Source organism: Kocuria sp. HSID16901 (genome assembly GCF_003989425.1).
GTDB classification, from domain to species: Bacteria; Actinomycetota; Actinomycetes; order Actinomycetales; family Micrococcaceae; genus Rothia; species Rothia massiliensis.
Genome location: NZ_RBLM01000002.1, coordinates 622410 through 628661 on the forward strand (window position 1 = coordinate 622410; position 6252 = coordinate 628661).

Sequence of the window (6252 nt, forward strand, 5' to 3'; positions counted from 1 at the left end):
ACCCCCGATTTCTACCCATTTACCCCCGGTGAGGGGCAGGTCGCCGCATCGCGGAACCGATAGCCGAGCGGGTCGCCTCCCCGTCATCCTCGAATAGATGACCATACGTATCCAGCGTGATTTTCGCGCTCGAATGACGAAGACGCTGTTGCACCCGCTTCACGTCCAGTCCCTGCTGGATCAACAAGGACGCATAGTAGTGGCGTAGATCGTGGAACCTGAGCTTGTCAGTCGGCAGCCCCTCCACGGTCGCCCGTGCCCGCCTGAAATGAACCTCAATGCTTGCCGGTGAAATACCTCGCCCAAGCTGGCCAGGCACAACCATCGTCCACCCCGGCACCGGCCCCAAATTCCTCCGGAGTAAATCTGCAAGCTCTAGCGGTATCGGAATAGACGCCTTCGAGTCCGCCGTCTTCAACGGCACTCCCCCATATTGGACCGTAGGCCGTATAACGCCGCTCTCGAGGTCTACGTCTTGCCGCCGTAATCCGGCCGCCTCAGCTATCCTCAAGCCCGCGAAAGCGCCCAGGAGGACCGCTGAACGGCACTGTTCGGGCATCGCATCGTAGAGCGCCCAAACCTGCTCAGTGGTAATCACATACGGCACGGTTTTAGCACCGCCCGGAGAAGTGCGACGTGAGCACGGGTTACGGGACAGATAACCATCATGGACCGCTTCGCCGAGTATCTGGGATAGACGGTTATGCAGTGCGTAAATATATGAGTGCGAATATCCTTGGCGGTGCAATTCGGCCACCCATTGTCTGACCGTATCGGGGTCCACTTTAGATAGTGGCTTCCTCCCGAGTGTATTCACGATAACTTTGACGTGAGTGATACCCATTTTGCGGGTGCCCGGAGAATTAAGCGCATATGATGCCAACCATCGTTCGCACCACTTTTCGACCGTCACGCGCCCTTTGAGCGGTTCTATTTCTTTGCCGGATACTTTCGCGGCGATCTTCTCTTGGTATTTCTCTAGCGCGCCTTGGTAGGTCTTGGCCGTGGTCTCCCGTCGCTTCCCGTGGGCGTCGGTCCAGCGGACACGATAGAGACCGTTCTTATCCCTCCGAGGAGTCGGCATTTTCTCGATCTTCCAGAATCATCTGTGCGTCAATTTCTGCCTCCTGGAACTCTTTATTACGGGAGGCAATCTTCTCCCACGCGTGATTCAGGTCAGATTCGGTCAGCCCTGCCTCAGCTCGCTCTTGTCGCCGTTTTTTCTGACGCTCGGCGCGAGATATGGAGGAGTCGATGGTGTAAAGCTTCAAAGCTCGGTCAGCTTGAGCGAGGTCATCTTCAAGAGCAGTAGCGACCTCATGGTCAGACTCTCGAATGTCCGTCACATTCGCACTCAGAATTGAACGTACGCCTTCAAGAGCTTCAACGCTCTGCGCAGTCTCGGACCACGTCTGTATTAAGGCACGGATAGCCGCAGATAGAAATCGGGCCTTCTCTGAAACGATTGAACTTTGGAAGAAGTCGGTCAAACTGCCGCCCAAGATGTCCGCCAGGGACTTCGCCTCGTCCAGTTTTAGCTTCCGGTCCCCCTGTTCCGCAGTCCATACAGTGGCCTGCGTCCACTTGTAGCCTCGCTTCCTCATCGCCTTCGCAAGGTCCGCCTGCGTCATCTCGCCGCGCATGATCTTGAGATTCTTGCCGATTTGTGTCGAGTCCACTTCTTCCATGCCTACAGCCTAGCGGCAACTAGTGGGCAATAGCTCGAAGAGGCTACGTAGCGCAACCGATTTCCGCTCAACTCGAAACCCAGACGTGCTCTAATCTATTTGTCGACAACTGGATGTGCTAGTATGGTTTTGCACAGGTCGCCACTACTAGATTCCAGGAGGAACGATGACCCAGACCAGCCCCAGCATCCTCATCGACGTTGAGGAAGCCGCTGCCATGACAGGTAAGACCCCCGGAGCGTTCCGGTGGGCGATCCACAACGGAACCGCCCCGCCGTCCGCGCTCATCATGGGCCGCCGTGTCTTTCGTCGCGCAGATGTCCTTGCGTGGATCGACAAGCAGTTCGAGGAACAGAACGGGACCGCCGCGTAGAGCTTCCGAACCTAAGTCCGCCGTGCGGCGGCACGTTGTTTGATAACCGCATATTGAACGGAGAGCGCAACGCACATCACCAGACGAATGGGCCTCGCCGAGCTAATCGACCAGATCATGATCGACACCGCCGAGGCCGGATATCCACTGACCAGAACTCAAGCGAAGGAGTTATCGAAATGGTTCAAGTTCCACCAGGCGGAGGGAAAGCCCCTCCACTCGGACCCGGTAGCAGACGAGGCCACCGACCGAGTTCTCTACCAACAAGCCCTTACCAAGGCTCGGACCGATCCGGGCATGAAAAAAGCGCCTTCCGCATCGCAAGACCCGCCAAGATCGTCGATGCAAAAGGCGCTAGTTCAATCACTCAGCAAGGAGTAATTCATATGAACAACAGTACCAGTCCCCGCAACCCGGCCATCCCGGCGATTTTCACCCGGCAGATGGACCCCTCCACGGGCAAGCCCACCGATATTTACACCGGCCCGTCAAGCCCCAACGGTATCGCCACCGTGCACATCTTCGACCCCGGCCAAGGACTACCACTACGAGTCGAATACAGCACCGACGTTGTTTTTCCCGACCTGAACCATCACGACATGATCGAAATCGCCGACGAACTCGCCGTCTTTGCTGATCGTTGGAGCGCAGATGTCATCTTCGGGTCCAACGGCGATATCTCGGAGGTGGCCGCGTAATGCGCATCATCGAACTGATCCAAGACACCGACATCGACGGCACGCCCTCGTGCGTGTGGCATGGTCCCCGCAACCAATACGTGTGCATGGATGCTGTCACCGAGCACCCCGATCAACGACCCGGCCCCGAGCACGTGGTCTACGAGATCGAGGGCTACCACGACATGACTAGCGACGAATTCGACCAGGTTGTCGCGAAAGTCCAGGAATTCAAGGCCCAGCACCCGGCGCACCTGGTCCGGCCCTCCGTATTGCCCAGCTACTACCAGCGCGATGGGATCGACGGGGACGAGGGCTACTGGTACGCCCACCGGGTGAGCACACCGGAGTTGTTCTGCGAGGCCATGTACGACCCGCACGACTACGACGAGTTGCGCTACGTCATCGAGACGAACCAGAAGAACAATCCCATGACCTTTGAGGAACTCTCCGAGTTCGTGGTCAAGATCAACGAGTTCTTCGCTGACGCATCCAGTCACCGGGCCGATGTGGAGCAGGTGAACCAATGAGCGCGAACTACCTCGCCAGCATCCCGGAGGCCGTGTTGGTTCACGCGAACACGTGCGCTACAAGCCCCGTCACGGAGATCAACAGTGCATATCTGACCGGGACCGTCATAGGGCAAGCCGAAGGCAAACAAGCCTTACACGAGGCCCTCGAGGCCGATGCGAGACACCGGGCGGAATCCTTCGCCACAGACCTCGGAGCGGCCCCCACCTACCCGTGGGAAGAGCCGTTGTGGGACCGGCGGAAACTGGCCGGCCCTCGACCGGCCACTCTCACCGGGACATGGGCACCGAAAGCCAATCCCGAGTGGGACACCTCCGGGCCGTGGCCGACCTTGATACCGGGTACGTATTACCGGGTCCCGGAGATTATCGCGCAGGCCGCCTAGGCCACACCTCTATTAGATGCCAGACCGGCGACACCTCTAAACCGTCGTCGGTCTGGCACCACACACCCTTTTTCTTCGATCCCAGCAACCACCGCTGGAAAGGACAGGCCACTATGGCAGAAGACATCCAAGCCCGCACCGAATTGCGGGTCACCTACGCCCACATGATCGCTCCGCACCGGCAACGCTGGCTCTGGGCACACGAAGGCCAAGGTGTAATCCCCTTGGGCACGGGAACGATCATGGCCGGTATCGGCGGGGAAGGTAAATCCACCTTCGCCCTGGACCTCGCCGCGCAACTGACCCAAGGTGAACTATCCGGCGACCTGCATGGCCACAAAGAGACCGTGATCATCTTCGGGCCTGAGGATGACTGGCCTACAGTCATGGTTCCCAGACTCACCGCCGCCGGTGCCGACCTCGAGAGGGTCGCTCAAGTCCAGGCCGCGACGATCACTGAGACGTTCACCAATGAGCGGGAATTGCAGTTTCCGTTGGACATCGCCCTGTTACGTCAAGCCGTGATCGAGACCGGGGCGCGGATGATCATTATCGACCCGGCCCCGAACCTCATGGACGGGGATATGAACAAGGTCCAAGACGTCCGCCGGTCCTACGGCCCGCTGATGGCCTTGGCTCAAGAGCATGATCTGGCGATTATTCTGATCAACCACTTCGGCAAGGGCGCGGGCAACGTGGGGGCGAAACTGTCCGGTTCTCATGCGTGGCGAGACCTCACCCGCTCCTACCTTGCGTTCGCTTCCGACCCGGAGACCGGCGAGCGGATTCTGACTCAGGACAAGAACAATTACGGCACCGGGCGCGGTTCGTGGAAGTTCGCCCTTGAGTCGGTTGATGTGCCTACCGAGGACGGGTTGACGAACGTCGGGAAGGTTCGTTTCCTCGGTGCCTCGGAACTGACGGTCGGGGAACTGATCAACCGGGAATACGGCGAGGACGATGCGGAGGACCGGAACGAACTGGACCGGTGGCTGATCGAGGTCTTGACCGAGGCTGGCGGGTCTATGTCAGTCAAGGAAATCAAAAGTTCGGCGGCCTCGGCAGGGTATGAGTTCAAGACCTTACAGAATCGCCGCTCGAAGATCCGTAAACCGAGGGTGACCTCAGGGCGTAACGGATTCGGAAAAGGTTCGATCCCGTTTTGGCAGATCGAAGAGGAAACCTCCATAGATCCCGACGAAAACACCATAGATCCCATAGATCCCGGCCCTACGAGCACAGGGACCTATGGCGGGACCTATGAGAAATCCCCGGATAATTCCATACATCCCGGCCAGACGGTCATAGATCCCGCGCGCCCAGAGGCAGGGACCTATGGGGACCTATGGGATAAGGCCGGGACCTATGAAACAAAAATCTGCCGCCGGATCGAGTGTGAAGCCCCCGTCACGGACGGTTCGGACCAGTGCGCCCACCACGAAAAAATCTCCCAACGCTACGCCACCATGAAACAGCAATGGGACCAAGACCAGAACGGAGATGCGGCGTGAGCCAGATCGACTTTCAACTCAGAGTCCGCCCCTACGTCTGGGACAGGACCAGTGACCACCCAATCCCCGGTGTCGTCATCACACGCGGCAAACAAATCAAATCATTCATTCCCTACGAGAAAATCACCACCGTCGCCGACAAAATGATCGACCTACTCGAAACTCACGAAAGGAACTCGGCATGAGTCAAATCAGAGTCCGCCCCTACAAATGGCGGAATAAAGACGGCTCCGTCCAGACCGGAGTCGGAATATTCAATAATTCACAATTCAAAGCATTTATACCCCAACGAAAGGTATTTAGCGTGGCAGATGAAATCGTCGACCAAGGCGAACGCAACGAAAACCGCACACCACAAAACCCCGTCACCAATACTTCACCTACACGATGTGCTTGCGTCGATGACGGGCACGTACCCGGCTCCGATTGTGGCCGCATCATCCGGCAACTACTCACCGAAGTCACCTCACTGACCAAAGAGCGCAACGCTCTCCTAGCCCACATGGACACCCCCACTACGGAAGGCACCAAATGAACCGGCCCAATAAAGAAACTGCCCTGAAAATACTCTCCCTCGCCGACCAGCCGGTCACAGCGAAAGAACGTGACGTACCGATCCACAGCAGCGACGGACAGGTCTACACAATCCTTCCCGGCGCAACACAGGAAGCCGTGTTCCTCACTACCCCCGAAGCATTGGGCTGGACCCAAGCTGAACTCGACGACCCCACCATTACCGAATAACCCCACAGGAGAAAAACTCATGAGCAAAAACACGACCGAGCAGACCATCGAACAACCAACCGAAGACCAGCAGATGACCCCGCCAACAGACAACCCCCAGGAGCCGGCGGGCACCGTCCAAGACGAACAGTCCGAACGGGAAGAGACCGGCAACAAGGCGGCCGCTGAGGCTAAGAAATACCGGCTGAAACTCCGAGAGACCGAAGCCGCCCTAGCTGTGCTGTCCAGGCAGGTTGTTTTGGATTCTGCTGATGGGTGGGGCCCCGATTGCGGAGTGGTGCCTGTGATGATTGTAGAAGTGCAGCCAGCCTGGTAGCGCCATGCGACGCTCGGCTTCTGATCC

The 6252-nt window shown here is 58.0% G+C and carries 11 protein-coding genes and 1 pseudogene; 9 read left to right on the forward strand and 3 right to left on the reverse strand.

What is annotated here, in order from left to right; translation table 11 throughout:
• Nucleotides 1-19: 19 nt before the first annotated feature.
• Both D8M21_RS04980 and D8M21_RS04985 read right to left on the reverse strand, forming a co-directional pair.
• Nucleotides 20-1084 (reverse strand): tyrosine-type recombinase/integrase, encoded by a 1065-nt coding sequence (locus D8M21_RS04980; RefSeq protein ID WP_126855680.1) that lies wholly within the window; start codon nt 1082-1084, stop codon nt 20-22.
• Complete coding sequence (locus D8M21_RS04985) at nt 1062-1688, reverse strand: helix-turn-helix transcriptional regulator (protein ID WP_126855681.1); 627 nt, start codon at nt 1686-1688, stop codon at nt 1062-1064. The genes D8M21_RS04980 and D8M21_RS04985 overlap by 23 nt, the downstream gene beginning before the upstream one ends.
• A 166-nt stretch (nt 1689-1854) precedes the next feature.
• On the opposite strand from D8M21_RS04985, the gene D8M21_RS04990 reads away from it, so the two are divergent.
• The 9 genes from D8M21_RS04990 to D8M21_RS05030 all read left to right on the forward strand — a co-directional run bounded on the left by D8M21_RS04990 (nt 1855) and on the right by D8M21_RS05030 (nt 5909).
• The gene (locus D8M21_RS04990) at nt 1855-2061 is read left to right on the forward strand and encodes a helix-turn-helix transcriptional regulator (protein ID WP_048678750.1); all 207 of its coding nucleotides are present in this window, start codon (nt 1855-1857) and stop codon (nt 2059-2061) included.
• A gap of 87 nt (nt 2062-2148) precedes the next feature.
• Complete coding sequence (locus D8M21_RS04995) at nt 2149-2442, forward strand: hypothetical protein (protein ID WP_048678752.1); 294 nt, start codon at nt 2149-2151, stop codon at nt 2440-2442.
• 5 nt (nt 2443-2447) lie between these two features.
• Nucleotides 2448-2759, forward strand: coding sequence for a hypothetical protein (locus D8M21_RS05000; RefSeq protein WP_048678755.1), 312 nt, complete (start codon nt 2448-2450; stop codon nt 2757-2759).
• Entirely contained in the window at nt 2759-3268 is a 510-nt protein-coding gene (locus D8M21_RS05005) for a hypothetical protein (RefSeq protein ID WP_048678758.1), read from the forward strand. Before D8M21_RS05000 ends, D8M21_RS05005 begins: the two co-directional genes overlap by 1 nt.
• A complete protein-coding gene (locus D8M21_RS05010) occupies nt 3265-3654 on the forward strand; it encodes a hypothetical protein (RefSeq protein WP_048678760.1) in 390 nt (129 codons plus the stop codon). The genes D8M21_RS05005 and D8M21_RS05010 overlap by 4 nt, the downstream gene beginning before the upstream one ends.
• 113 nt (nt 3655-3767) lie before the next feature.
• Entirely contained in the window at nt 3768-5165 is a 1398-nt protein-coding gene (locus tag D8M21_RS05015; RefSeq protein ID WP_161970370.1) for an AAA family ATPase, read from the forward strand.
• Entirely contained in the window at nt 5162-5350 is a 189-nt protein-coding gene (locus D8M21_RS05020; protein ID WP_126855683.1) for a hypothetical protein, read from the forward strand. Before D8M21_RS05015 ends, D8M21_RS05020 begins: the two co-directional genes overlap by 4 nt.
• Complete coding sequence (locus D8M21_RS05025; protein WP_048678768.1) at nt 5347-5700, forward strand: hypothetical protein; 354 nt, start codon at nt 5347-5349, stop codon at nt 5698-5700. The genes D8M21_RS05020 and D8M21_RS05025 overlap by 4 nt, the downstream gene beginning before the upstream one ends.
• Nucleotides 5697-5909 carry a hypothetical protein gene (locus D8M21_RS05030; RefSeq protein WP_048678770.1) on the forward strand — a complete coding sequence of 71 codons (213 nt, stop codon included), beginning with the start codon at nt 5697-5699 and terminating at the stop codon, nt 5907-5909. Before D8M21_RS05025 ends, D8M21_RS05030 begins: the two co-directional genes overlap by 4 nt.
• A 211-nt stretch (nt 5910-6120) precedes the next feature.
• Here the strand turns inward: D8M21_RS05030 and D8M21_RS05035 are convergent.
• A pseudogene (locus D8M21_RS05035) lies at nt 6121-6252 on the reverse strand (IS481 family transposase); the annotation flags it as partial.

Excerpts from the sequence above, each read along its gene's own strand:
- D8M21_RS04980 (WP_126855680.1), bottom strand. The coding sequence starts at position 1,084 with ATGCCGACTCCTCGGAGGGATAAGAACGGTCTCTATCGTGTCCGCTGG.
- D8M21_RS04985 (WP_126855681.1), bottom strand. The coding sequence starts at position 1,688 with ATGGAAGAAGTGGACTCGACACAAATCGGCAAGAATCTCAAGATCATG.
- D8M21_RS04990 (WP_048678750.1), top strand. The coding sequence starts at position 1,855 with ATGACCCAGACCAGCCCCAGCATCCTCATCGACGTTGAGGAAGCCGCT.
- D8M21_RS04995 (WP_048678752.1), top strand. The coding sequence starts at position 2,149 with ATGGGCCTCGCCGAGCTAATCGACCAGATCATGATCGACACCGCCGAG.
- D8M21_RS05000 (WP_048678755.1), top strand. The coding sequence starts at position 2,448 with ATGAACAACAGTACCAGTCCCCGCAACCCGGCCATCCCGGCGATTTTC.
- D8M21_RS05005 (WP_048678758.1), top strand. The coding sequence starts at position 2,759 with ATGCGCATCATCGAACTGATCCAAGACACCGACATCGACGGCACGCCC.
- D8M21_RS05010 (WP_048678760.1), top strand. The coding sequence starts at position 3,265 with ATGAGCGCGAACTACCTCGCCAGCATCCCGGAGGCCGTGTTGGTTCAC.
- D8M21_RS05015 (WP_161970370.1), top strand. The coding sequence starts at position 3,768 with ATGGCAGAAGACATCCAAGCCCGCACCGAATTGCGGGTCACCTACGCC.
- D8M21_RS05025 (WP_048678768.1), top strand. The coding sequence starts at position 5,347 with ATGAGTCAAATCAGAGTCCGCCCCTACAAATGGCGGAATAAAGACGGC.
- D8M21_RS05030 (WP_048678770.1), top strand. The coding sequence starts at position 5,697 with ATGAACCGGCCCAATAAAGAAACTGCCCTGAAAATACTCTCCCTCGCC.